This is a genomic window from Rhodococcus sp. IEGM 1408 (assembly GCF_033142235.1).
GTDB lineage: Bacteria > Actinomycetota > Actinomycetes > Mycobacteriales > Mycobacteriaceae > Dietzia.
In genome coordinates, this window is the sequence record NZ_JAWLRW010000046.1 from 1 (window position 1) to 545 (window position 545).

Annotated in this window: 1 pseudogene; it reads left to right on the forward strand. The window is 65.3% G+C overall.

The annotated features are described in order from the left end of the window. Nucleotides 1–545 (forward strand): annotated as a pseudogene (locus tag R4P08_RS18420) (branched chain amino acid aminotransferase); the annotation flags it as partial.

Sequence of the window (545 nt, forward strand, 5' to 3'; positions counted from 1 at the left end):
TGCAGCATCCCTCGCCCGCTACGCCCGCCGTGCGCGACGCGGTGCTCGCTGCACCCGGTTTCGGAAAACATTTCACCGATCACATGGTGTACATCGACTACACCCGTGACGGCGGATGGCACGATGCCACGATCGCGCCGTACGGTCCGATCGAGCTCGACCCCGCCGCGATGGTCCTGCACTACGGCCAGGCAATCTTCGAGGGACTCAAGATCTACCGTCAGCCGAACGGCGACCTCTCGACCTTCCGGGTGCACTCCAACGCCGAGCGCTTCCGCTCCTCGGCTCGCCGTCTGGCGATGCCGGAGTTGCCCGACGAGCTGTTCATCGGATCGATGGAGAAGCTGCTCGAACTCGACCACGACTGGGTCCCCGCGGCAGGCGGCGAGGACGCGCTCTACGTCCGGCCGTACATGTTCTCCACCGAAGCCGGACTCGGTGTCCGCCCGGCCGATTCGTACCGCTACATGTTGATCGCCTCTCCCGCAGGTGCGTACTTCCCCAGAGGCGTCAAGCCGGTGAGCGTCTGGCTGTCGACCGAATAC